Raw genomic sequence first — 24,716 nt, forward strand, 5'->3', positions numbered from 1 at the left:
TACTTGTTCAGATAGTTGCGCTTTAAGGTCAGGTCATTGTTAATGTTTCGCATAACTTTAGCTTTATTTGTTAAAGCTAATTCTGTTATCGAATTACTTGACCTTTACAGCAATGACGCTTAGATAGCTATTTGTAACAATATCAACTCACACATCTTTCACAAAAGCCATTTTTCCTAAATTGCTTTATGAAACGTATTAGCCTGTTTATCTTTTCTCTAATTACCATTTCTGCATCAGCACAAACCACTATAAAACAGGATGCAGGTATCAAACAAATGGTTGATGAGGTATCCTCCAAAAACATTGAAGCCATTGTACGGAAACTGGTAAGCTTTAAAACAAGGCATACCCTTAGTGATACCGTTAGCAAAACCGAAGGGATAGGCTCCGCGCGTAACTGGATAAAAGCAGAGTATGAGCGATACGCCGCTGCATCAAACGGCCGTATGAAGGTTGAATTTGACGCGTTTATACAGCCGCAGGGCAACCGCATAGATAAGCCAACCCCTATGAAAAACGTGCTGGCCATTTTAAAAGGGACAGACACGGCCGACAAACGCATATATATTATATCCGGCCATTACGATTCGAGGGTAACGGATGTGATGAACGTAAAAGACTTTGCACCCGGGGCGGTTGATGATGCCTCAGGCACGGCGGTATCTATGGAACTGGCAAGGGTGATGGCTAAACGATCGTTCCCGGCAACCATTATATTTATGGCCGTGGTAGGCGAAGAGCAGGGGCTTTACGGCTCAACTAATGTTGCCAAACGCGCCAAAGCCGAAGGCTGGCAGATAGATGCCATGCTGAATAATGATATTGTAGGTAATACCTACGGTATGGAAACCGGGCTGAAGGATAACCGCAGCGTGCGTGTTTTTAGCGAAGGTGTACCTGCTGTTGAAACAGAAAAGCAGGCATCAACCCGTAATTCGGTAGGTGGCGAGAATGATAGCCCCGCGCGCGAGCTGGCGCGTTACACCAAAGAAATTGCCGAGCGATATGTAGAGCAACTGGATGTGAAACTGATCTATCGCCGCGACCGTTACCTGCGCGGGGGCGACCATACGCCGTTTTCTCAGCAAGGTTATACCGCTATTCGCATTACCGAAATGAATGAGGATTTTAATCGCCAGCACCAGGATATCCGCAAGGAAAACGGCGTGGATTACGGTGACCTTCCCGACTTTGCCGATTATGATTACACTCAAAAAGTAGCCCGAATGAATCTTTCGGTATTAGCAAACCTTGCACTGGCGCCATCCGAGCCGCAAAATGTGGGCATAATAACCAGCGGCTTAACCAATAAAACCCAACTAAAATGGGGCGCCCCAAAAGGCAAAGCACCCGCAGGCTATTACGTACTGATGCGCGAAACCATTAGCCCATACTGGGAGAAGAAATTCTATGTAACAGCAACTACAGCCAATATTGGCTACTCAAAAGATAATTACCTGTTTGCCGTGCAGGCCGTAGATGCAGATGGGCACGAAAGTTTGCCGGTATTCCCTAAACCAATGAGGTAGGGTTTAGGTTGTTTTTTTCTTTTTTTCTACAGCTTCTTCAATATCTTCCTGGTCGGCTTGCAATGGTTGTTGCTCCAGGCAGGCATCATCGTCTAATTGTACTTGCAAAAAAATTGGGAAGTGGTCCGAATCGTAATTATTGAGGCGTTTCAATGTGGTTACTTTAAAATGCCTGGAGATAAAAGCATGATCTAACGGGAAACGTAAGAAAAAATGGTGAGCATTAAAGGAGTTGAAGAAACCGCGCCCTCTGCGCGGATCAAGCAACCCGCTCATCTTCAAAAAAAGATCGGTAGTATGGCTCCAGGCTACATCATTAAGGTCTCCGGCTACTATAACAGGTAGCGGGCTTTGCTTGGCAAGGTCTGCTACTAAAAGCAATTCCTTATCACGTTCGGTTGCTCTAACGTTTTCGCCAGGGACCGGCGGCGTTGGATGGACCGCATAAAATTGAACCAGTTGCCCGTTCCTTAACTTTATTTTTGTGTGTATAGAGGGGATATCGTTTTCAACAAGATATTGTGTACTTGTTTCACTCATTTCCAGCTTTGAGTACAGCAGTAAACCGTACATGTTTTCGAGCGGCACCCTTTCAGCATAGGGATATTTCTCTTTTAGGCTACGGGTTTCAGTGTCCCAGCGTTTATTAGCTTCCAATAGTATAACAACATCCGGGTCGGTTTTTGCTATTTCATTTAAACAACCTTTTGTATTGTGATTGGTCTGCAGTACATTGGCTATCATAATACTTAAACTTTTAAGTTGGTTTACCGGCCCGGCTCTTAGCACCTGTTTTTTACCAAAAGGGGTAAAGGGAATAATAAGCCATAGTAAGTAGGTGATGTTGATGCACAATGCAAGCAGCTGTAGTTGCTTATAAATAGCCGGCCCGCTATAGCAGGTAAGCAGCAAAACAACCGCCGATATATTTAAAAAAAGCTTTTGCAGCCTGGGGTAATCAAATACTCTGAAAACCCAATAGTCGTTACGTATGAGCGGCAGAAATGTAAAAGTCAATAAAAGGCATGTATATATGCCGATGACGATATTCATAGTTATATTAAACGGTTATGTTGTAATGGCATTCACTTGTAAGCTCGGGCTGTAGCGTAAGCCGGTGAATATTTTACACTCTTGTCAATTTCACAGGCGCTGTATGATTAGCGTTCCACTGGCATACATAAATGCTTTTATCCTCATCAATACAAACGTCATGGCCGTGCATAAAGGTCGCATTTTTGGCCTGCAGGGTTTGTTGTAAGATGCCGTTTTTATAAACCGGGGCTTCACCGCCGGGGTTGGAGATCACTTTATTATCCTTATCCAAAATAGTCACAAAACCCGAACCGTCAAACTGTTTGCCCTGGGCATTTTTCGACCAGCAAACTCCCGCATATATATTATTTTCGTTTATAACCGCCCTGCAAACGTACATACCGGGCATATCAATCCGTTTAATAAATTTACCGTCCATAGTGAAGATCTTGAAGCAGTTTTCCTCGCGCGAGGTGCAGATCAGCACCGGGTTACTTTTATCGCGAGTATCTACAGTGATGCCATGGGCATTACGCAGGTTATGATCGGGATTGGTATTGTTATGCCCGCCAAAATGACGAATGTATTGCCCTTTGCTATTGTACTGGATGATATAGTCAGACCCATAACCATCCGCAACGTAAATATCGCCGTTGGGCGCTACGGCTGTTTCTGTAGGTTTAAATGGTTCGGTATCTTTATAGATGCCGATAGTGCGCGGGTGGCCAATAGCAAATATTAGTTTACCATCTACCGTGGTTTTTAAAACCTGGCCCGATTGGCCGTAGGTGTTGCCGGTACGGTCTAAAGCCCAGCCGCAGTCGGTCAGCAATAAAAAATCTTCGCCGCCCTCTTTGCTGATGCTGAGGCCGTGCCCACCGGGTAATGCAGTGCCCCAATAATCAAGCAGCTTGCCCGATATATCGAATATGAGGATGTTGTTATGCGTATGGTCGCCCAGCATAATAAGGCGGCCTTTGCTGTCCTGTACCATCTCGTGGCAATTGGCCAGCGGGGTGTTGGTTACGCTTATTTTCGCCCAGTTTTTATCAACCTTATAGGTAAACCCGTTATGGCCTATGGTTTGTTCGTCGGGTTGTTTATCCTTATGGAGTATAGCAAAGCTTTTTGCCGGTACAGCAGCCGCAGCTATAGATGCTATGGCTGTATTTTTTATAAAATTCCTTCTCGAGTTTTCCATTAGGCGGTATGTTGGTTTGAATAATTACGGCATTTGCGTAAATTCAAATATAGCAACCTATGGCAATAAAGCACAACTATTCTCCCTGTTTATCATCATAATGATACCTGTTCATTAGTTTCAGCAACACCCCGTTCGTCCAGCCGAAGCCATCCTGTAACGGGTATTCGCCGCCGCCTGCGGTGAGGCTGGTATCAACCACATTATATTTTTCCAGCAGTTTGCCGGTCTTCTTAAACACGCGGATGTTGAGCTGCAGCCAGCGGGTAGCTATATCTTTTGCCAGTTCGTTGTGGCCGTAGTTTTCCAGTCCATCAATAGCCATGTATTGCAGGGGAGCCCAGCCATTTGGGGCATCCCATTGCTGGCCGCTAAAGTTTAAGGTGGTTACCAGGCCACCGGGTTTTAAAAAGTTTTGCTTAAGGCCATCGGCTATTTTTTGTGCCTGTGTGGGTGTGGCTATCTTAAATTCCAGCGGGAAAACAGCAGCTAAAGTTGGCACGTCTGCAATTTGTTTGGTGGTCCAGTTATAATCGTTAAACCAGCTTGTTTTTTCATCCCAAAAGTATTTAAGGATGGCTTTTTTACGGGTAGCGGCTTTACCTGTATAGAGTGCATAAAGCTTTTGGTTGCCTTTAATTTGGTAGGTATGGGCTATGGTTAGCTCCAGGTTATATAGCAGGCAGTTCAGGTCTACAGGTACAAGGTCGGTAGTTTTGATGGTGCCTAACTTGTTAGGGTCATCAAACCAGCGGCTGCTAAAATCCCAGCCCGATGCTGCTGCCGCGCGGATGTTGTGGTAAAAAACCGGTAATGCCTGCGTAGTTGTTATGGCGGCATCAACATCTTTAATGTAGCTTTCCTCGCGCGGCTCATCGCTTTCATCCCAATAACGGTTAAGCAGGCTGCCATCTGCCATGCGTACAACGCGATGGGTTGCTTTGTTATTTGCTAAACCGGCGGCGCCCAGCATCCAGTAATTGTATTCTTTTATCAGTTGCGGCTGGTATTTGCTCAGGATGGCATTACCCTGGCTTTTGGCAAGCAGGTTCACCATCAGCGAGAAAAATGGCGGCTGCGACCGGGTGAGGTAATACGCTCGGTTGCCATTGGGGATAAAACCGTAGGTATCTATCAGGTAAGCAAAGTTATCTATCATATTGCCAATAACTTTGGTTTGCTTGCTTTCCTGCAGGCCCAGCATAGTAAAATAGCTATCCCAGTAATACACTTCGCGAAAGCGGCCACCGGGCACAATATATGGGTTTGGCAAAGCCTCCAGTGATGATAGCCTGGAAGCTGCGTCGGGCTTGCGTTTAAGCACTTGCCACAAGGTATCTATATGTTTACGAATACCGTCCTCAATATCGGTATGGAATGCGGGCGTGCCTTCAGGTAAGGTAAAATTAGTTAACACAAACTCTTTCAGATCGAAACCTGCTTTACCTAATTGCTCGTTATATGCCTTCATGATAAGTGCCGGTGCATATTTGGGCGTACAGTCTACAAAGGTTTTATTATCAGGGAATATATCTGATGATTGCACCGACTCAAAAAGGCCGGGGAACAACTGCCGGGGTGTTTTTTGCTGCGCGTTTACAACAAGGGTAAAAAGCATTAAAGCTGCCACAAGTAGATTCTTTTTCATGTATTTAAGGGCTGTAATTATTGAAAAATGCAGACCTTAAATATAAGTAACAGGAGGTTAATTTTCGTTGTTTTTTAAGGTGTCGAGCTTTAAAAGTTTGCGTACCATTAAAAATATCATGTACACTATAATTGGGGCGGCCACAACATCAATGGTGTAATGGATATGCTGTACCAGTAAAAGTATCATAACCGCTATAATAGATATAAAGCCAAGTATTTTATCGTTACGCTTTTCAAGGCATAAAAATATCAATACCAGGGTTGATGTATGGCCCGAGAAGAATAAATCGCGGGTGATAACATTGTGCCCGTAAAATATACCCGTAAGCGGGTCGGTAAGGTGTATCAACCCGCGGGGTGGGTCAAGCGCGATAAACGTGATGGTGAGCATCCGCGTTATATTGATAAAAATAAGCGTCCACACGTAGTTGATGTATATAACAGGGTTGTAAAGGGCCCGTATAAATATCAGCGTAGCCATACCCCAGATTATGGTGAAAATAACTATAGAAACATCGTAAGCAGACAAATGGGCTAATACCCAATCATTGAGCACAATGCCCCGGCGTTTTTGTATGTAGCTAAAAAATATGGGTAACGATGATAGTATGATGGCAACAATGAACGAGCCGATTAATAATTTATCACGTTTTTTTGGCGATTGAAGCGCAGCAATCCAGGCTTGTTTGATAGAAGGGGTACCTAATTCCGTCACTATTATAAATTAATTATGGAGTGCAAATTTACGAAAACCCTGATATTAAATAACAGTTAATTGAATATTACAATTTTGTTAGAACGCCCCTTTGCAATACCCACGAGCCGTTTTGCTGATAATGCTAACTATTAAAAAAATATTTGAAGCAAAGCAACCATCGTGTAAATGCCGCCGTAACCCTAATAAACATTTAAACCATTTTAACATGAAAAAGTACATTTTAGGGATATCGTTAATGATAGCGGTTGTTGTAGTTGCAGTTGCGGCCTGTTCAAAATCAGATAGCAACAGTACACCTACACCAACAAAACCAGATCCAACTGCGCCAAAACCAGATGCTACCGTTAGCATAACAGACTTTGCCTTTTCTCCTGCATCGGTAACTGTAAAATCAGGCGGTACAGTGCAATGGACAAATGCTGACAGCGCGCCACACACAGCTACCGACCTTAACAGCGCTTTTAACAGCGGTACTTTAGCGCAGGGTGGAAAGTTTTCTTTTAAATTTACTACCCCGGGCACTTACACTTACCACTGCCTTGTTCACTCCATGATGGCAAATGCTACTGTAGTAGTTACAGAGTAAATTTTAACTGATCTTCATAAAGCAGGGGGCTTCTGATAAAGGAGCCTCCTTTTTTTTAGAACTATTGGGAATGGTTTTAATTTTTGGACTAATTTTTAATAACCGATATTGCCGGGAATACGTAAATATTTGTTGACCCAATTTTTTAATACATGCAGAACCCACCTATCCCGGATAATGAAATGGACAGGATCCTGAGCCTGTCAGACTACGACCTCGATTACTCAAGTTTCCAGGAAAATTTTAAGGACCTGGCTAAGCTGGCAGCTAAAGTAGCCGGGACAGAAATATCGCTTATTAACCTTATAGATTCATTCACGCAATGGACAATCACCAACCATAGATTAGATATTGACCAAATGCCGCGCGAAGAATCTGTTTGCCAATATACCATAGCCAGCCCGGATGGGCAATTTGAAGTGACAGACCTTACCGCCGATAACCGTTTTAAAGACAAGTTTTATGTAGTAGATGGACCAAAAGTGCGCTATTACTTTGGCATCCCGCTAACAACCGGCGATGGTCATAAGCTTGGCGCATTATGTATGCTGGATAAGGATATTAAAAGCCTTTCGCCTGAGAAGATGGAGCTGTTGAAGATCATTGCTGACGAAATTGTAAACCGCCTGAATGCCCACCGTTTAATTACCGGCCTTAAAACCAAATTGCACGAGGCCAATGAAACTAAAAAAAAGGTGGCGCATGATATTCGCGGGCCATTAGGTGGGATAATTGGTTTGGCACAGGTAATAAGCGAGCAGGGGCACGAGAACGAAATAGAAGAGGTGCTGGAATTTATTAACCTGATACAACGCAGTGGCCGGTCGTTACTGGAGCTGGCCGATGAAATTTTAACAGCCGACGTTCCAAAACGCGATCTGAAAGCCGACGAGTTTAACCTGCTGGTGTTTAAAGACAAGTTAGAGAAGCTATACACACCGCAGGCCATGAACAAAAAGATCCGGTTTACGGTAGATACTTCGGTAAACTCATCAACCATCCCTTTCTCTAAAAATAAGCTGTTGCAGATAACCGGCAACCTTATTTCGAACGCTATAAAATTTACCCCGGTTAATGGTAAGGTAACTGTTGACCTGAGCCTTAAGATTGCCGAAACACAAAACCTGCTGCAAATAAACGTAACCGATACCGGCGTAGGCCTAAACCAGCAGGCTATTGATACTATTTTGAGCGGCAAAGCACAATCAACCGATGGTACAGGCGGCGAGCAGGGTTATGGATTTGGCCTGGCCCTGGTAAAACATCTGGTAGATACCTTGAAGGGCACTATGCGCATTTATTCGCACGCGGGCAACGGGGCCAATTTTGAGGTAGTATTGCCGCAGGAGCAGGGGTAGCAGTTTGTGTTGAGGAACTTGTTGTTATCCGGCCATGACAGCTGCCAACTATAAAACTCTAATAAGTAAAACTTTTAATACATCATTTGCCGGTGTATATAAATTGATAACTTTACTATCAACCAAAACATCAAACCGGTATTATGAAAAAGCAAAATATCAGCAGGCGCCAGTTTATTGGCACCGGGGCAATTGCAGCAACAGGTATGCTGCTGCTTTCAAAAGCATCGTTCGCGGCATCGTTTTTAAGGGCTGCGGGCAAACCAAATTCTGTAATTAACGGCGTGCAGGTAGGGGTTATCACCTATTCGTTCCGCAGTATGCCTGGCACTGCCGAAGACTTGCTGAAATACTGCATTGATTGTAATATAAACGCTATTGAACTGATGGGAGATGCTGCAGAAACGTATGCTGGTGCACCTAAACGGGCTGCCGACCAAAGCTGGGCCGATTTTGCACCCAAAATGGCCGAATGGCGGGCGGGTGTAGCTATGGATAAATTTAAAGAGTTGCGTAAAATGTACAATGATGCAGGTGTAAGCATTTATGCCTGGAAACCCAATGCCCTTGGTGCTAAAAATACCGATGCCGAAATTGACTATGCCTTTAATGCAGGTAAAGCCCTTGGCTGCAACCATGTAACTGTAGAACTGCCCGACGAGGCGCAAACCAAACGCCTTGGCGACTTGGCTACCAAACATAAAATGATGGTTGGCTACCACGCCCATACACAGGCAACACCAACACTTTGGGATACTGCTTTAAGCCAATCAAAATACAATGGTGTAAACCTTGATATTGGACACTATGCATCGGGCACAAGCAGCAGCCCTGTGCCTTTTATTGAAAAATACCACGACCGTATTACCAGCATGCACATTAAAGATCGCAAGTTTCATGACGGGCCAAACGCGCCATGGGGCGAGGGTGATACACCGATAAAAGAAGTATTGCAGCTGATGAAAAAGAACAAGTACAAATTCCCGGCTACTATTGAACTGGAGTACAAGATACCCGAGGGTTCTGATGCGGTAGCTGAGGTTAAAAAATGCCGCGCCTATGCGGCAGATGCCCTAAAATAAATAATATTTTTCTGACACCTTTTAACGGATCGGTGCGTCTGCTTATTGGATGCGCCGATCCGTTTTTGCATCTTAGGCGCATCAATTACTTAGTACAAACATATACATGAAAAAATACTTTTACCTTTTTATCCTTGCCATTGTTAGCAGCAGCTGCAATTACACTATTTATGATATGAACCGGGGCGAATTAAAAATAGCCCGTAAAGATACTTACCAAGTTGAATATATGGCCGATGTACCGGCTGGTACTACAGCCACTATCACATACCGAGGCGAAAACAATGTAAAATATATAGAAGAAGCGTACAAAGGCAAACTGGATAAAATTGTTACCCTGCCATCCGGCCAAAATGTAAAATTTACGGTTGATGTAAAACTGCCTAAAACCACACCCGCCAGCAAGCTTACTACTTTTGTAAAAGTTGATGGCGAAATTATGTCAGAACAGATACAAACCGGTAAGAATGTAAAATACCGCTTTGAATTTAAATTGCCGTAATAATAAATAGGCCTTTATTTATTTAAGCTTGTTTTTTGGATCCTACACTTCCATTTTTTTTAATTTAGCCGGTATAATGTATCCACAATTACTCGCACATATAAAACGCCAGGTACAGCTTACCGCAGCCGAAGAACAATTGTTGTGCAACAGTATGGAGCTGCTTAAATTCAAAAAGAAGGAAATTATACTGGAACCCGGCCAGCATTGTAAAGGCGAGTATTTTGTATTGAGCGGTTTGCTGAGGCAATATTATGTAAACGCCAAACTGAACGAACAGATAGTACAGTTTGCCTTAGAGAACTGGTGGATTGCCGACCACGATAGCATTGTGAACCATGTGCCCGCCGGTACCTATATCCAAACCCTCGAAGCATCTGAAATATTGCTGCTTCATAACAGGGATAAAGGCCCCCTGCTGGAGCAAATACCCAGGCTGGATACCTACTTCAGGTTAATCATGCAAAGGGCTTTTATAGCATCGCAACGCCGTATAGGTTTTCTTTTTAACCAAACTGATGAACAGCGTTTCCATTACTTTACCGCTATGTTCCCCGATTTTGTACAGCGTGTGCCCCAATACATGCTGGCCTCATACCTGGGCTTCACCCCACAGTTTTTAAGCCGGATAAGGGCGAAGAAGGGGAAGTAAGAGAGTCAAGACTTTTAGAGTCAAGAATAAAGACAAAAGAGGCGCGAAATACTTTCTTAATTCTTGGCTCTCGATTCTTTTATCTGTCCTCACTTTCTTAACCTCAGTTCATTTTTTGAGGGTGTGTTTGTGTGCAACTTTGTTTTAACAAAAACAAATACAGATCATGAAAAGGACAAACATTTTAACCACCCAGCCTGATGCATACAAAGCAATAATGGCTTTAGAAAATTTCGTTATCAGCAGCGAGATAGAACCACTGCATAAAGAGCTGATAAAACTGCGCGCTTCACAAATAAATGGTTGCGCTTATTGCTTAGATATGCACAGCAGGGATGCCCGCAAATTAGGCGAGACCGAACAACGTATTTACACACTAAGCGCCTGGAGGGATACCCCTTTCTTTGACGAAAAAGAACATGCTATACTTGCCTTAACAGAACAGGTAACCCTGATAAGTAAAGGCGGTGTAGCTGACGATATCTATAATAAAGCGGTTGAACTTTTGGGTGCCAAATATGTAGGCCAGGTTATCATAGCTATTATTACTATAAACGCCTGGAACAGGATAGCGATCAGCTCACACTTCCAGCCGGCGCTGCAGAAGTAATTTATCAGGGAACAGCATTTGGAGTGTTCACGGAATATTTGAGAATGTAAATTGACAAATTACTGATTGTTAGGATTATAAAGGGGTTAGCGTTGGCTTCGGCAGTGAACGTGAACACCATGGAAATAAGAAAGCCGCTTACGTAATGTAAGCGGCTTTCTTATTAATATCGTTATTCTTATTTATAAGAAGATACCATTGTTGTTTTTATGCTGAGCATAAAGGTTTTGCCAACGCTTATTTTGATGTTTTTATCCTGAATAAAATCCTTAATGACATCATCGTTTTTTAAAGCTTCGAACAGGTCGCGGGCCACGGCCGAACCGCTTATGTTATTCGTAACCTTGCCGTTCTCCATAGCCAGGCTAAAGGTATATCCTGATTTTCCCCTGTCGCCGGCCGATTCGAAATCGGTGATGTTCAGTTTAAAAGTTTGGTCCTCATTCAGGCTTCTTTTCAAATGCAGGCGTATAACCGGGATGTATTTTCTCCAGGTTGTTAAATATTTTCTTTCTTCCATGTGTGTGGGTAAAGGTAGGGTTATTAATCGGTTACCCTAATTATTCTACCTTTTATCAATCACGGGGAATTGTGTTATACGTAAACGGCTGCATCCGTAAGGTATTAGCGTCAGCTCTTCTTCCTCTTTTGCTGTCTCAAAATTCCAGATGGTGCTAAATGGTAATGGCCCGGCCGACTCATTATATAAGCCCCATGATGGGATGCGCCTGCCCTTTGTTTTGATTTGGATAGGGGCGTTGGCAGGTGTCCAGGGGTTGGCGACAACGGATTTTATGTTATCCACTTTATAGCTGTCGGCCAGTTTGTTATCGTCAACTCTTATCAAACCATAGTTCCATGGAGTGGTTGGGCGGATCTCGGTAAAGCTGTTGCCATAATCTATCGAGTCCTTACCTGTTTTAACAACATTTTCTTCTTCGCCAATTTTTAAGGCATAAACTATCGGGCCGCGTTGTACCGAGATGGAGTTTTCATAACCGGTGTTTTTAAATACATGCATTGGCAGGGTTAACTCTACTACGTCGCCCTGTTTCCATTCGCGGGTTATTTTTACTATCTGGTTGTCGGTGGGCTGCCGGTAATTGGCACCATTTATTTTGATGGATGCTTTGCTGCACCATTCAGGTATGCGCAAGCTCAACGGGAACGATACGCTTTTTTTACTGCTAAAAGTGAATTTGATGGTTTCATCAAAAGGGTAGTTGGTTTCTTCTTTAAAGGATACTTCGGTGTTATTACCCACGAAAGCCTTTACCTCATTTGCCGAGTAAACCAAAGCTGCCAGTCCCTTATCAGGCGTAGCATACCAAAGGTTCTGCGCAAATTTTGGCCAGCCCTGGTGCATGTTTGATGTGCAGCACGCATAACCTGTTAGCAAGCCAAAGCAAACGTCGGTACCATCGTGGTTGATATCAAAATTGCGGACAGCGCGGGTAAGCATTACCTGGTTGGCTTGCTGAAAATACTGCCTGTTGATAAAATTCTCGTCTATCTGCGTAGGCATTACGTTAAAGGCGATTTTCTCCAAATGGTCTGCGTAACTTAGATCACCGGTAATAGCCAGCGTATTCTCCAGCGTATACATCATTTCAACCGCGCTGCAAAGTTCAGATCCCTGGGTGGGGTTGTTGCCATGAAGCGATTCATCCCCGCCAAACATACCCGGTACCGATTCATTAAACCTGCGCAGGTCTTTGAAGCCCTTTTTCATGGCATCGGTATACTTTGCTTCGGGGTGGTACTGGTAATAAATGGCAGGCTCTTTCATGCCCTCTGCAAGGTTTACACCGTGGATACTGTTATCTGTTGATAGCAGATCGGTATTCAGGAAAGCGTTTGTAAAATCGAAGGTTTGTTTGTGTACAAGGTCGGCAAGGTCAAGCAAAAATTTATCGCCGGTTTGGTTGTACAGCCATAGTACCATAGCCAGGTTATCGCCACCACGGTAGCGTGCCCAAAATGTCCAATGGTCAAGCGGGTGTACGGGTAGTTCTTTTAGTTGGTACTTAAAGTAGTTGGTCATTAAGTTGATAACTCTTTTATCACCGGTGGCCGAGTAGTATTGCTGCAATACTTTCAGCATTACAATTTTGGGCCACCAGTCCTGCGCGTTATCGCGTTGTATGCCCGGTTCAGGGCCAAGGTCATTTGCGGGGCCAAAGTAACCATCAGGTCGCTGGCTTTTTATACTCCATTCTATCCAGGGTTTTACTTTTGCTATGAGTGCTTTATCCTGCAGGATGTAAGCAAGGGGCAGTAGTCCATCTATCCAGTAGGGGCCGCGTTCCCAAAGGTCGCCGTCGCCGCCAAGCCAGCCGTTGCGTTTGCCCATAACAAGTGGGTATAACTTGTCCAAATTGCCGGTAGCGCCCGTTTTCTGGCGTATCAGCATCTCGCGCAGCCAGCCTTGGGGCCTGATAGCGCCAAGCGGCAGCTCAATATAGGGGCTTTGGCGTAATGGTGCTTTCGCTTGCGCGTAAACCGCTATAGAATTGTTATTGGTTTGGCCAAGCGCGTTTAGCGAACAGGCGGCCAACGCCAATTGAAGGATCAGTTTAATTTTCATGATGATAGTGTAGTGTAAGGTCACTGAATTCGACTTTACAATTATACTAAATCGCTATAAACAAAAAACCGGTTTAAATTGCTTAACATGGGGTGGGTGCTATAAGGCAAGTCATAATTCTTTCTTTTGCTTTATAATAAAACCTTATAATTATCGTTTATTTTGTTTAATCCACGCATTCATGGAGCCCATATGTCAGGCATCACGTACATTAAAACCTGTTCCTGCAACTAATTTGCAGATTGGGGATGGTGTGCCCGTTGCTATTACATCCGGCTTAAAACTTACCTACGCTTTCCTAAAAACAAGTAAGGACTTTATTAACTAAGCCCCAGCCATTGTTGGTTTTGGGGCCGATCACAAAACAACTGTTTTTGTTATCTTATTAAAACTTACTTCATGAATTTTTCTGTGTTCCGTACCTCTACAGGTATTGGTTTATCTCTGCTTTTTTTAATAAATGCGGGCCTTGTTATCACAGGCCTTTTTTTCAATTATCTATGGTGTACCATCCTGGGCATTTTACTGGCCTTGGTACAATTGTGGCTGCATGGGCGGTTATCGCGTAAGCAACAGGTTTTACAAGAATGTCTTCTGTCTGCAGGGGATATGGAACTGGTTATCGGGCGGTCGCAAACAAACTCGCCCTTAAGTATTTCAACAGGTAATGGCGGCAATTTTGATGCGGGTTACCGGTATGTGCAATGTTGTGATACTACCTTACAAATGGCCGGTAATATGCTTTATACAGAAATTGGTGCCGGTAATTGCCGTATGCCCTACCGCATGAACCTGTTAAATATAGCATCATTAACTACAGCGGCATTTGATAAGGGATCGGTACTGGCTTTTTCAAGAAGTGCCAAAATGAGTGATTGTGCCCTTAACACCGGAGCACTTGGCATTGTACCCGAATTATTAAGGGGAGGGAGTGACCTGGTTTGGCGAATGGACCGTTTGGAAGCCTTTTATCGAAATGCAGATGGTTCATTTAACGAAGCTGTATTTAGGACGGCCGCTAACCGGCCCTACATCAAAATGATTGAGGTTAGGATAAGCGCTGCCCACTTTTTACCTGATGTTTCAGAGATCTCATTAAAATGTTTTGTCAGTTTTATGGAGCGGCTCAAGGTATTGTCGGGCGGTAAGCCTACTGGTGTTTGTTTGGCCGTGGCCGATCATGAGCTATTTACAAGGCTGTGCCGTGTTATGGCCACCAGTGTTATATACCTGGATTTTGTGACGGTGGATAGCGCCGCCAACTATGTGCCTGTTACAGCTTTATTTACAGCAATTGATAATGTACGGCTTGCTATAGCTAAATATAAATTACCAACAAAGATCATTGCCTCCGGCGATCTGGTAAAGGAGCGCGACATATTACAAGCCATTGGGCATGGGGCGCATGCCTGCTATAGCGTTCGGCCTTTTCAGGCTTCCCTTAGTACAGCCAGGGGGCTTGTTAGGCCCACAATCAATAGTAAAGTGGCCGCTATTACAGCTTTTCATCGTAATACCCTGGCTGCAACTTTTAGTTTGATAAATGCCTGCGCTGCCCGGCAAACTATTATAAATAAGCAGGTGCAGATTAAACCCGAATTGAATTAGTTTAACCCTATACTGATATGAAAATACAACCATTAATGATGCCCCCAAAGGAGCATGGCCTGCTAAAGAAGCACTGTGCCCATGCCAACCTTTGCGATTATAACTTAAATAAACTTATTGCAGAACTTAAAACTGCCAGCATTATACCAAAAAAAAATTGCCGGGTGATGTAGTATGCCTTAGCGCAGCAATAAAATTCAGAGAGGTGAATAGCGGGAAACTCTATGCCTTTAGTATTGTGGAGCCTCATGAAGCGGATATCCGGCAGCAAAAAATGTCGGCACTGGCGCCATTGTCTATCGCCTTGTTAGGTTATCGTAAAGGCGCGCTTGTTGATTGGCAGATGCCCGGCGGGATCATGACCTTTGAAATATTAGAAGTGGTACAGCATGCCTGAAAAAGGAGCTGTGAATTGTGAATATTAAATCCTTAACTTATGAAACAGATCATCGAAAACTGCCTCATAGCAGGTACACTATTTATATTAATTGTATTACCGTTTATAATATTTAGCCGGCGGTTAAAGAAAAAACGTGAAGCCGAAATGTTAAGCAAGCTTAATGAGGTTGCCCGGGGTTATGGTTTAAAACTAACCCGTTATGTAACCATCAATAATAATTTAATAGGCTGGGATAGGGAGAACGCCGGGTTGTTGTTTATGCTTGATGAAGAAAGGCCTGAATATATAAGGCTTGATGATGTTGGCAGATGCTACACCTTAAAAAAGATGAATGGCCGCGATGTACGCTCAATAAGTTTAGAACTGCATGACAGAAATGGCAGGCTGATAAACAGCATCCCTTTTTACCGGCAGTTTACCGATAGCGAAATGACCTTAAAAAAAGCGCTTCAATATTCTGCTGAGTGGGAGTTACTCATCGCAACCAATATTAAGGAGCGGGGTGATAAACTTGTTAATTTGCAAAGAGTATAGTGTTTACCCCAAATGGACACCAGCCAATAAAAAAGCCTTTAACGCTATGTTAAAGGCTTTTTTTGTGTTCTCGATGAGATTCGAACTCATATCGACGGCTTCGGAGGCCATAATTCTATCCATTGAACTACGAGAACAATATTTGCGCAAATATAGAATATTTTTGTGGGTGGGTAGGTGCTGTTAGAAAGTTTGCGTCACCGTTTTATTGGGCGCATCAAGGCGTGTGCTTTTGCGGGTGCCATTAACAGTCATGTGTACAATGTTCAATTGGTCATCATACAGGCTTTGCAATAAGGTTACCTGCGCGTCTATCTTTTTTGGGGTAGCTATCTTGCCCGATTCCAGGTAAACATTCACCGCCTCGCGGCTTATCTCAAACCCAATGTATGACAGGGACAAAGCCGCACCTGTTGTTTTTAACTGCAAATGGCTGTTAATATAATTTTTTACCAACGCATCCATGGCGGCATGCATCTCGGGTTTGGCCAGATCCGCTTTAGAATGAAATTGCTTTTCGAGCGCCAGTTCAAAATCATCGGTAAAAATAGTACATATCACTTCAAGCTGGTTGTCCTTAGCGTTAAAGCTTACATCGGTAGTACTTACATGCAACGGGTGGAACTTGGTTACAGCAGGTGTTTTGATGAAAAACAAACCTGTTAAAATGTAACAATATAATAGAGATTTACCTAAAAAAGCAGTCATGGCGCCGATGCGGTTCGTTTATATTTAAAAGCTGTTAAATTTACGCTTTCATCAAAGAAATATTATGTCTGATTTTGGTTTTTATTTCGGGTTAGGATGGAAACACATTATCAGTACCGATGCGCTTGATCACCAGTTATTTATACTGGCGCTGGCATCGGTTTATACATTTAAAAACATAAAACAGGTACTGATACTGGTTACCGCCTTTACCATTGGGCACTCGTTAACACTGGCGTTAAGCGTGCTTGATGTGATCCGTTTTCCCGGTAAATGGGTGGAGTTTTTAATACCCTGTACCATTTTTATAACGGCCATAAATAACCTGTGGCGGGTAAACAAAAAAAATGGCAGCGTAAATGTAAATTATTGGCTGGCGCTGTTCTTCGGGCTGATACATGGGATGGGTTTTGCCAACACCATACGTATTATGCTTGCGCGCGACCAAACTATAGGCTTAGGGCTGTTTGGTTTTAACGTAGGTTTAGAGGCAGGGCAGATAGTTGTTGTAGCCGTAATACTGGTATTGGCCATGCTTTGTATGAATTTTATGAAAGTAACCCGGCGCGACTGGGTGTTTTTTATATCGGCAGGTGTTTTTGCGTTATCCGTACAGATGGCGTTTGAAAGATTGCCATTTTAAGTTAAATTTGATTTTTAAACCAACACAAAAATGAAGCGAATTTTTACAAGCTTTCTTCTTTCGATAGGTATAGTTGGCGCGGCTTTTGCCCAGGATATACAAAACAATCCCGGCAGTAACCACGGTAACAAGTTTGAGCAGTTAGGTACTATTCTGAACACACCTAATGAGCAAAGAACGGCCAGCGGTGCGCCCGGAGTAAAATACTGGCAGCAACGTGCCGATTACAACATTAAGTGCGAGCTTGATGAGAAAAACCTGAAGCTAACCGGTAGCGAAACGGTTACATACTACAACAATTCTCCCGACCCGCTTACCTATATTTGGTTACAGTTGGATGAGAACCAGCATAACAGCCTTAAAAACTCAGGCTACCAAAGCAGCTCGGGCATGCCGAGAGCTACAACTACCCAAAACGTTGATAAAAATATAGCACGCAATGGCGATGTTGATAATGGCCTTGGTGATATGATAACCAAATTGACCGATGCAACAGGTAAAAACTTAAAATATACCATCAACAAAACCATGATGCGTATTGACCTGCCTACCCCATTAAAGCCAGGTGCGCAGTTTATTTTTAACCTGGACTGGAACTACAAAATAACCGACCGTATGACCGTTGGCGGCCGTGGCGGTTACGAGCTTTTCCCTGAGGATGGCAACTATCTGTTCACCATGACGCAGTGGTACCCACGCCTTTGCGTTTACAGCGATTTCCAGGGATGGCAAAACCACCAGTTTACAGGCCGCGGTGAGTTTGCACTTACCTTTGGTAACTTCCGTGTGCAAATGACAGTACCTGCCGACCACGTTGTTGGCGGTACCGGCGAATGTATAAACTATAGTGCAGTTTTAAGTCCGGAGCGTTTAGCCCGTTATAACCGCGCTAAAACTGCAACAGCACCTGTTGAAATAGTAACCCTTGCAGAAGCAAAAAAAGCAGAGAAAGCACCTGCATCAGGCAAAAAAACATGGGTTTTTGTGGCCAATAACGTCCGCGATTTTGCCTGGGGATCATCACGTAAATTTGTATGGGATGGTATGGGCCAAAAGGTTAGTGGCAAAAACGTAATGTGCATGAGTTTTTACGGTAAAGAAGCTTACAACCTGTACAGCAAATACTCAACCCGGTTGGTAGCCCATACGGTTAAAACCTATTCTGATTTTACTTTCCCTTATCCATACCCGGTAGCGCAATCTGTTGAGGCATCAAACGGGATGGAATACCCAATGATATGCTTTAACTACGGCCGTACCGAGAAAGACGGCACTTATAGTGAAAGCACCAAGAATGGTATGATAGGTGTTATCATCCATGAGGTTGGCCACAACTTCTTCCCGATGATCGTGAATAGCGACGAGCGCCAGTGGACATGGATGGACGAAGGCTTGAACTCATTTGTTGAATACCTTACTGAAGAGCTTTGGGATAACAAATTCCCAAGCAAAAAAGGCGCGGCATATACCATTGTTGATTATATGAAACTGCCTAAGAACGAACTGGAGCCGGTAATGACCAACTCTGAAAATATTGTTCGTTTCGGGCCAAACGCTTACTCAAAACCGGCTACCGCGCTAAATATCCTGCGCGAAACCATTATGGGCCGTAAGTTATTTGATTACGCGTTTAAAGAATATGCGCACCGCTGGGCTTTTAAACACCCAACACCTGCCGATCTGTTCCGTACAATGGAAGATGCCAGCGGCGAGGATCTGGATTGGTTTTGGAGAGGCTGGTTCTATGGTACCGACCCGGTTGATATCTCTTTAGATTCGGTTAAATATGCTAAGGCTGACCTGGATGGCAAAATGCCGGCTATGCGCCAGCGTGGCGGCACGCCAAAGGTTGCGCCACCTGCTGTAAACAGTTTTGAGGATGTATCTAAAGTGCGTAACCGTACTGATAAAAGCATCAAATTCCAGACAGACAGGGATACTGCTACGCAGGATTTTTACTGGAAATACGATAGGGGCATGGTAACTGTTGATACCGTTAAATTTGCGGCTATTGTAAAGGCACAGCCTGCACCACAGGCTTTTGCTACCGACCCATTGACCGATGCCGATAAAGCCAACTACAACAGCAAATATTTTTATGAACTAAACTTTAGCAATAAAGGTGGTTTAGTAATGCCAATTATAGTGGAGTTCACTTTTAAAGACGGCACCAAGTGGACAGATCGCATCCCGGTTCAGATCTGGAGATTGAATGAAAAAACAGCTTCTAAATTCTACATTCACGATAAAGAGGTCGCTTCTATAAAGCTTGACCCAATGCGTGAAACTGCTGATATTGACGAAAGCAATAACTATTGGGGTAAAATGCCCGAGCCTTCTAAGTTCCAGTTGTTTAAACAAAAAGCGGGCGGCCCGGCCCGTGGGCAGTCTGTAGGTACCAACCCAATGCAGGTATCTTCATCAAAATAAATTTTAACAAATTATATTCAAGGCCGTGCTTATTAAGCGCGGCCTTTTTTTGTTTTTAGCGTTTTGTTAACATTTATTTAATATTGAACTTTGCCAAAAATCTTAATTACAGCTAATTATGTTAGGTGTCTAATGTAATTCTAATCCCATTCTAATAAGCGGTTAACGACGCCTTAACATTGCCAGGGGACATTTGAGGGAAATAATTTATCCCTTAAAATGAAAAAGTTTTACCTGATCATCTTAACACTATTCTTCGCAGCAGCAGCCAACGCGCAGATCACAACATCCGTAGTAAGCGGAAAGGTTGTCGATCAAAAAGGCGTTACTATGCCGGGAGTAACCGTTTCTGTTTTAAATAACAGTACCGGTACACGTTATGGTTCGCAAACCAATGCCGATGGCCGTTACACCATCCCCAACGTTAACCCGGGTGGCCCTTATACTATAAGCGCTACTTTTGTAGGTTATAAAAAGGACGAACACACCGATATTAACCTTTCACTGGGCGGTACAACATTCAACTTTGTACTGTCAGACGAAACCACAAGCCTTAAAGAGGTAAAGATCACAGCAACCGGCGGTGCTTCAAAAACAGGTGCCAGCACCCGTATAAGTCAAAGCCAGATCCGCAATATGCCTACTATTAACCGTAGCTTGCAGGATCTTACCCGTACAACCCCACAAAGCAATAACAACTCATTTCAGGGTACCAACTACCGTTACAATAACGTAACGCTTGATGGTGCCATTAATAATGATGCGATAGGCTTTAGCCCATCATTAGGAGGGCAGAACAATGCATCAGGCCAGGTAGGTAGCAGCACACGTACCAGCCCTATATCGTTAGATGCGATACAGGATATACAAGTGTTGGTTGCCCCATATGATATTAAAATTGGTAACGTGCTGGGCGGTAGTATAAACGCGGTTACCCGCAGCGGTACTAACGATGTTAGCGGTGCTATATATGGATATGGCCGTGGCGCGTTCTTAGTTGGGCCAAACAATGCGGCTTTAGCTGCCGGTGGCGATGGCTCAAAACTGCCAAACTCTTTCCATGATTACCAAACAGGTATCCGCTTAGGCTTACCAATCATCAAAAACAAATTATTCTTTTTTACAAACGAAGAGATTGCCCGCCGCCAGGACCCGGTTATCCGTGGTGCAGGTACTGCAGGTTCAACGCAAATTTTATCATTGCAGGATGCCCAGGCCATTTCTAAAAAATTCTCTGATGCTGGTTTTGATGCAGGTACTTATGATAATACCACTATCTTCTCAAACTCGAACAAATTTTTTAATCGTTTAGACTGGAACATCAACGATAACAACCAGTTAACTATCCGCAACAATACCATTAGCTCTACAGCTACCAACCTTGAGCGCGATCAGCAGAACTTCCGTTTTGGTGGTATCGATTATACATCGCATAACAACTCAACATCAACCGTTGCCGAGTTAAAATCAAGATTATCTAATTCGGTGAACAATAGTTTGGTGCTTGGTTACTCGAACGTACATGATTACCGCGACCCGAACTCAAACCCGGCTTTGCCACAAATAGAAATAACAGGTAAAACCCCGGGCACAACCATATTTGTAGGTACCGACCGCGAGGCTGCTATTTTTGATATGCATCAGAAAACGGCTGAGTTTACCGATAACCTTACCTGGACAAAAGGTAAACACACCTTTACTTTTGGTACACACAACGAGTTTTACGATATTACTTACAACTTTGTTAACGCCTGGAACGGCCGTGATGCCTTTAAAAGCGTTGCCGACTTCTTAGCCGATAACCCTTCACGTATCCGTGCTAACTATAATTATACCAACAACACCCGCGATTATATCTTAGCCCATCCATCGGCACAATTTAATGTTAACCTGCTGAGCTTATACGGGCAGGACGAGATCCAGCTATCGGATAAATTTAAATTAACCGTAGCCTTACGTGCAGATTATGCCGGTGTGCCAAATAAACAACCGCTAAGCGATAAAACAACAAATGCGCCGGTTGACCCTAACTACGGCAATACCTTTACCTACACCAAGCCAAAGGATATTAAACAGAACTATTTAAACAACGTTGAGTTTAATCCGCGTGTATCATTCAATTATGATGTAAATGGCGATCAAAGCGTTATTTTACGTGGTGGTAGCGGCTTGTTTACCGGTCGTGTTCCGTTTGCGTGGTTTGGTTATGCATTCTACAACAACGGCCAAACTTATGGTGCTTATGATGGTAATCCACCAGCAGCAGGTCCAAGTATTGTAAAAGCACCTGCAAATGGTGGCGCCGGTGCTGCACAAGATAGAGGCCAAAATATTACTAACGCCGCCGGTGCTACCCAGGTTGACTTAATTGACAATCACTTTAAAATGCCGCAGGTATGGAGAAGCAGTTTAGCGGTTGATTATACAAATGCCGACCAGTGGAAATTTACTTTAGAAGGTATTTATACCAAAGTTATCCATGATTTGAAATTCCAGCAGATAAATACGCTTGATCAGGTAACTTACTACCCTTACGATACCCAACATCAACAGCCTATATTTAATAATGGGGCAGATGTTAACAAAGGGAAAATAAACCCGTTATATACTAACGCTTACCTGTTATCAAATACCAGCGAGGGATACCGCTACAGTGCTACTGCTCAGATAGCTAAGAATACACAGTTTAGCCCGGTAAGCTCATTAAACTTTACAGTTGCTTATACTTACGGCCATTCAAAAGATGTTACCAATGGTATACGTAACTCAATGGAATCGAACTGGCAGTTAAACCAGGCTTTAAATCCTAATAACCCGGGTTTGGCTAACTCAAATTTTGATATCCGTAACCGTATCGTGTCAACTCTTAATTTTAAACACGATTGGGATGCTTCGCAAAACTATACCGCAAACTTTAGCTTTTTCTTCAGCGCGCAATCAGGTAATCCATATACTTATGGCTTCTACCCAAGCGCTATCGACGGAACAGGCCAACAGGTTAGTTTAGCTTATATCCCTAAAAAAGGCGAAACAGTTAACTTCTTCTCTGACATTGCTGCATCAGGTGCCACCCCGGCCCAAACAGCCGCACAGCAGGCAGCAGCTTTTGATGCCTTTATAGATAAGAGCAAGTATCTTTCATCCCGCCGTGGCGATTTCACACAGCGTAATGCTGCCTTTACCCCATGGAACAACCAACTTGATTTCCGTTTTGCGCAAGACTTTAAGTTTGGCAGCGGTAAACACAAACAAGTAATAACTTTTACTTACGATATTGTTAACCTTACCAACCTGTTGAATAAAAACTGGGGCCAGTACTACTTTTCGGCCAACACGTTCAACTCAACCGCAAGTATTGGTTTAGCACCGGTTAAAGCAAGTACGCCTACTTTCCCGAATGTTGCAACAACGTATCCAAAATACACCTTTGCCGACCCGGGATTACCGTACTCTGTTGATCTTTTCGCGTCGCGCTGGCAAATGCAATTCGGCCTGCGCTATGCGTTCTGAGTTCTTTTTTCACGAGTATATTTAATCATCAACGCCCGCACTTTGCGGGCGTTTTTGTTATGTTAAATATCGGCAACAAAAAATCCCCCGTTTACTAACGGGGGATTTTATATTATCATTCCCTATTTATTGGGATAGGGTTACACGTTAAATCTGAAATGCATTATATCGCCATCAGCTACAATATAGGTTTTACCCTCGATGCCCATTTTGCCGGCTTCTTTTATAGCTGCTTCAGATCCGTTGTATTTTACAAAGTCTTCGTATTTAATAACTTCGGCACGGATAAAGCCTTTTTCAAAATCGGTATGAATAACGCCGGCAGCCTGCGGGGCTGTAAAGCCCTTAGTTATGGTCCAGGCGCGCACTTCCTGTACACCCGCGGTAAAGTAGGTGGCGAGGTTAAGCAAGCTGTAAGCGGCTTTAATAAGTTTGTTTACACCCGACTCGGTTAACCCCAGGTCGCCTAAAAATTCCTGGCGTTCTTCAAATGATTCCAGTTCGGCGATCTCGGCCTCAATTTGTGCCGATATAACCAATACCTGTGCGCCTTCTTCTTTGGCAACTTCTTTTACTCTCTCTACATAAGCGTTACCTGTGGTAACAGAACCTTCGTCAACATTACAAACGTACATTACCGGTTTGGCGGTAAGCAGCCAAATATCTTCAATATATTCCTTATCCTCTTCGGCAACGGGGGCAGTACGTGCGCTTTTACCTTCAAGTAGGTGGTTTTTGTAAACGGTAAGCACATCGTAGGTTTTTTTAGCCTCTTTGTCGCCGCCGGTTTTGGCCATTTTCTCTACCTTCTGGATCTTTTTTTCTATCGAATCCAGGTCTTTAAGCTGTAGTTCGGTATCGATGATCTCTTTATCGCGGATAGGGTTAACTGATCCGTCAACATGTATCACGTTATCGTTATCAAAGCAACGCAGTATATGTATAATAGCGTTTGTAGCACGTATGTTTGCTAAGAACTGGTTACCCAGGCCTTCGCCTTTGCTGGCCCCTTTTACAAGGCCGGCAATATCTACTATCTCTATAACATTCGGAACTACGTTCTTAGGGTTAACAATCTCTGTAAGTTTTGTAAGGCGCTCATCGGGTACGGTAATTACGCCCACGTTTGGCTCAATAGTACAAAACGGAAAATTTGCCGCCTGTGCTTTGGCATTTGATAAACAGTTAAAAAGTGTTGACTTACCCACATTTGGTAAACCCACTATACCACATTGTAAACCCATTTTTATTTTTTTAGAATCAAGAATCAAGAGCCAGGAAGCAAAAAGGAGTCTTGGCTCTTGACTCTTGATTTCCTGACTCAATTAAGGCGCAAAGATAACAGAAAAAACTGCCTTGTAATTTGAAAA

The 24,716-nt window shown here is 43.5% G+C and carries 23 protein-coding genes and 1 tRNA gene; 15 read left to right on the forward strand and 9 right to left on the reverse strand.

Features of this window, described 5'->3' with window-relative positions; all coding sequences use genetic code 11:
• Positions 1 to 188: 188 nt before the first annotated feature.
• Complete coding sequence (locus IDJ75_RS13355) at positions 189 to 1,532, forward strand: M20/M25/M40 family metallo-hydrolase (protein WP_191176139.1); 1,344 nt, start codon at positions 189 to 191, stop codon at positions 1,530 to 1,532.
• 3 nt (positions 1,533 to 1,535) lie between these two features.
• Here IDJ75_RS13355 and IDJ75_RS13360 read toward each other — a convergent pair whose 3' ends face one another.
• The 4 genes from IDJ75_RS13360 to IDJ75_RS21390 all read right to left on the reverse strand — a co-directional run bounded on the left by IDJ75_RS13360 (position 1,536) and on the right by IDJ75_RS21390 (position 6,133).
• Positions 1,536 to 2,549 carry an endonuclease/exonuclease/phosphatase family protein gene (locus IDJ75_RS13360; protein WP_224746601.1) on the reverse strand — a complete coding sequence of 338 codons (1,014 nt, stop codon included), beginning with the start codon at positions 2,547 to 2,549 and terminating at the stop codon, positions 1,536 to 1,538.
• A gap of 109 nt (positions 2,550 to 2,658) precedes the next feature.
• Positions 2,659 to 3,768 carry a twin-arginine translocation signal domain-containing protein gene (locus tag IDJ75_RS13365; protein ID WP_191176141.1) on the reverse strand — a complete coding sequence of 370 codons (1,110 nt, stop codon included), beginning with the start codon at positions 3,766 to 3,768 and terminating at the stop codon, positions 2,659 to 2,661.
• Between the two features lie 76 nt (positions 3,769 to 3,844).
• Positions 3,845 to 5,416 carry an alpha,alpha-trehalase TreA gene (gene treA / locus IDJ75_RS13370; protein WP_191176142.1) on the reverse strand — a complete coding sequence of 524 codons (1,572 nt, stop codon included), beginning with the start codon at positions 5,414 to 5,416 and terminating at the stop codon, positions 3,845 to 3,847.
• A 57-nt stretch (positions 5,417 to 5,473) separates the two neighbouring features.
• A complete protein-coding gene (locus IDJ75_RS21390) occupies positions 5,474 to 6,133 on the reverse strand; it encodes a phosphatase PAP2-related protein (protein WP_191176143.1) in 660 nt (219 codons plus the stop codon).
• 208 nt (positions 6,134 to 6,341) lie between these two features.
• Between IDJ75_RS21390 and IDJ75_RS13380 the strand changes: the two genes are divergently transcribed.
• The 6 genes from IDJ75_RS13380 to IDJ75_RS13405 all read left to right on the forward strand — a co-directional run bounded on the left by IDJ75_RS13380 (position 6,342) and on the right by IDJ75_RS13405 (position 10,926).
• Complete coding sequence (locus IDJ75_RS13380; RefSeq protein ID WP_191176144.1) at positions 6,342 to 6,722, forward strand: plastocyanin/azurin family copper-binding protein; 381 nt, start codon at positions 6,342 to 6,344, stop codon at positions 6,720 to 6,722.
• Positions 6,723 to 6,874: 152 nt separating this feature from the next.
• Complete coding sequence (locus IDJ75_RS13385) at positions 6,875 to 8,080, forward strand: GAF domain-containing sensor histidine kinase (RefSeq protein ID WP_191176145.1); 1,206 nt, start codon at positions 6,875 to 6,877, stop codon at positions 8,078 to 8,080.
• Positions 8,081 to 8,223: 143 nt separating this feature from the next.
• Positions 8,224 to 9,162 carry a sugar phosphate isomerase/epimerase family protein gene (locus IDJ75_RS13390; protein WP_191176146.1) on the forward strand — a complete coding sequence of 313 codons (939 nt, stop codon included), beginning with the start codon at positions 8,224 to 8,226 and terminating at the stop codon, positions 9,160 to 9,162.
• Positions 9,163 to 9,268: 106 nt separating this feature from the next.
• On the forward strand, positions 9,269 to 9,664 hold the full coding sequence (locus tag IDJ75_RS13395) for a hypothetical protein (protein ID WP_191176147.1): 396 nt from the start codon (positions 9,269 to 9,271) through the stop codon (positions 9,662 to 9,664).
• Between the two features lie 76 nt (positions 9,665 to 9,740).
• Positions 9,741 to 10,316 (forward strand): Crp/Fnr family transcriptional regulator, encoded by a 576-nt coding sequence (locus tag IDJ75_RS13400; RefSeq protein WP_191176148.1) that lies wholly within the window; start codon positions 9,741 to 9,743, stop codon positions 10,314 to 10,316.
• Between the two features lie 166 nt (positions 10,317 to 10,482).
• Entirely contained in the window at positions 10,483 to 10,926 is a 444-nt protein-coding gene (locus tag IDJ75_RS13405) for a carboxymuconolactone decarboxylase family protein (RefSeq protein WP_191176149.1), read from the forward strand.
• Positions 10,927 to 11,104: 178 nt separating this feature from the next.
• On the opposite strand, the gene IDJ75_RS13410 is transcribed toward IDJ75_RS13405, so the two are convergent.
• Both IDJ75_RS13410 and IDJ75_RS13415 read right to left on the reverse strand, forming a co-directional pair.
• On the reverse strand, positions 11,105 to 11,446 hold the full coding sequence (locus IDJ75_RS13410) for a hypothetical protein (RefSeq protein ID WP_191176150.1): 342 nt from the start codon (positions 11,444 to 11,446) through the stop codon (positions 11,105 to 11,107).
• Positions 11,447 to 11,491: 45 nt separating this feature from the next.
• Positions 11,492 to 13,513, reverse strand: a complete 2,022-nt coding sequence (locus tag IDJ75_RS13415; RefSeq protein WP_191176151.1) for a beta-L-arabinofuranosidase domain-containing protein — start codon at positions 13,511 to 13,513, stop codon at positions 11,492 to 11,494.
• A 181-nt stretch (positions 13,514 to 13,694) separates the two neighbouring features.
• Here IDJ75_RS13415 and IDJ75_RS13420 point away from each other — a divergent pair, with 181 nt between their 5' ends.
• The 5 genes from IDJ75_RS13420 to IDJ75_RS13440 all read left to right on the forward strand — a co-directional run bounded on the left by IDJ75_RS13420 (position 13,695) and on the right by IDJ75_RS13440 (position 16,055).
• The gene (locus IDJ75_RS13420; protein WP_191176152.1) at positions 13,695 to 13,841 is read left to right on the forward strand and encodes a hypothetical protein; all 147 of its coding nucleotides are present in this window, start codon (positions 13,695 to 13,697) and stop codon (positions 13,839 to 13,841) included.
• 71 nt (positions 13,842 to 13,912) lie between these two features.
• Positions 13,913 to 15,121 (forward strand): beta/alpha barrel domain-containing protein, encoded by a 1,209-nt coding sequence (locus IDJ75_RS13425; protein ID WP_191176153.1) that lies wholly within the window; start codon positions 13,913 to 13,915, stop codon positions 15,119 to 15,121.
• Positions 15,122 to 15,138: 17 nt separating this feature from the next.
• Positions 15,139 to 15,294, forward strand: a complete 156-nt coding sequence (locus IDJ75_RS13430; protein ID WP_191176154.1) for a hypothetical protein — start codon at positions 15,139 to 15,141, stop codon at positions 15,292 to 15,294.
• A complete protein-coding gene (locus tag IDJ75_RS13435) occupies positions 15,279 to 15,518 on the forward strand; it encodes a GreA/GreB family elongation factor (protein WP_191176155.1) in 240 nt (79 codons plus the stop codon). Before IDJ75_RS13430 ends, IDJ75_RS13435 begins: the two co-directional genes overlap by 16 nt.
• 39 nt (positions 15,519 to 15,557) lie before the next feature.
• Complete coding sequence (locus IDJ75_RS13440) at positions 15,558 to 16,055, forward strand: hypothetical protein (RefSeq protein WP_191176156.1); 498 nt, start codon at positions 15,558 to 15,560, stop codon at positions 16,053 to 16,055.
• Positions 16,056 to 16,120: 65 nt separating this feature from the next.
• Here the strand turns inward: IDJ75_RS13440 and IDJ75_RS13445 are convergent.
• Positions 16,121 to 16,192 (reverse strand) — tRNA-Arg (locus IDJ75_RS13445).
• Between the two features lie 46 nt (positions 16,193 to 16,238).
• The gene (locus tag IDJ75_RS13450) at positions 16,239 to 16,712 is read right to left on the reverse strand and encodes a DUF6702 family protein (protein WP_191176157.1); all 474 of its coding nucleotides are present in this window, start codon (positions 16,710 to 16,712) and stop codon (positions 16,239 to 16,241) included.
• 115 nt (positions 16,713 to 16,827) lie between these two features.
• Here IDJ75_RS13450 and IDJ75_RS13455 point away from each other — a divergent pair, with 115 nt between their 5' ends.
• The 3 genes from IDJ75_RS13455 (at position 16,828) to IDJ75_RS13465 (ending at position 23,346) form a co-directional block, all read left to right on the forward strand.
• Positions 16,828 to 17,406, forward strand: a complete 579-nt coding sequence (locus IDJ75_RS13455) for a HupE/UreJ family protein (RefSeq protein WP_191176158.1) — start codon at positions 16,828 to 16,830, stop codon at positions 17,404 to 17,406.
• Positions 17,407 to 17,436: 30 nt separating this feature from the next.
• Positions 17,437 to 19,836 carry a M1 family metallopeptidase gene (locus IDJ75_RS13460; RefSeq protein WP_191176159.1) on the forward strand — a complete coding sequence of 800 codons (2,400 nt, stop codon included), beginning with the start codon at positions 17,437 to 17,439 and terminating at the stop codon, positions 19,834 to 19,836.
• Positions 19,837 to 20,055: 219 nt separating this feature from the next.
• Positions 20,056 to 23,346, forward strand: coding sequence for a TonB-dependent receptor (locus IDJ75_RS13465; RefSeq protein ID WP_191176160.1), 3,291 nt, complete (start codon positions 20,056 to 20,058; stop codon positions 23,344 to 23,346).
• 140 nt (positions 23,347 to 23,486) lie between these two features.
• On the opposite strand, the gene ychF is transcribed toward IDJ75_RS13465, so the two are convergent.
• Positions 23,487 to 24,590, reverse strand: coding sequence for a redox-regulated ATPase YchF (ychF, locus tag IDJ75_RS13470; RefSeq protein WP_191176161.1), 1,104 nt, complete (start codon positions 24,588 to 24,590; stop codon positions 23,487 to 23,489).
• Positions 24,591 to 24,716 lie beyond the last annotated feature (126 nt).

The sequence above is a fragment of the Mucilaginibacter rigui genome (assembly GCF_014773275.1).
In the GTDB taxonomy this organism is placed as follows: Bacteria; Bacteroidota; Bacteroidia; order Sphingobacteriales; family Sphingobacteriaceae; genus Mucilaginibacter; species Mucilaginibacter rigui_A.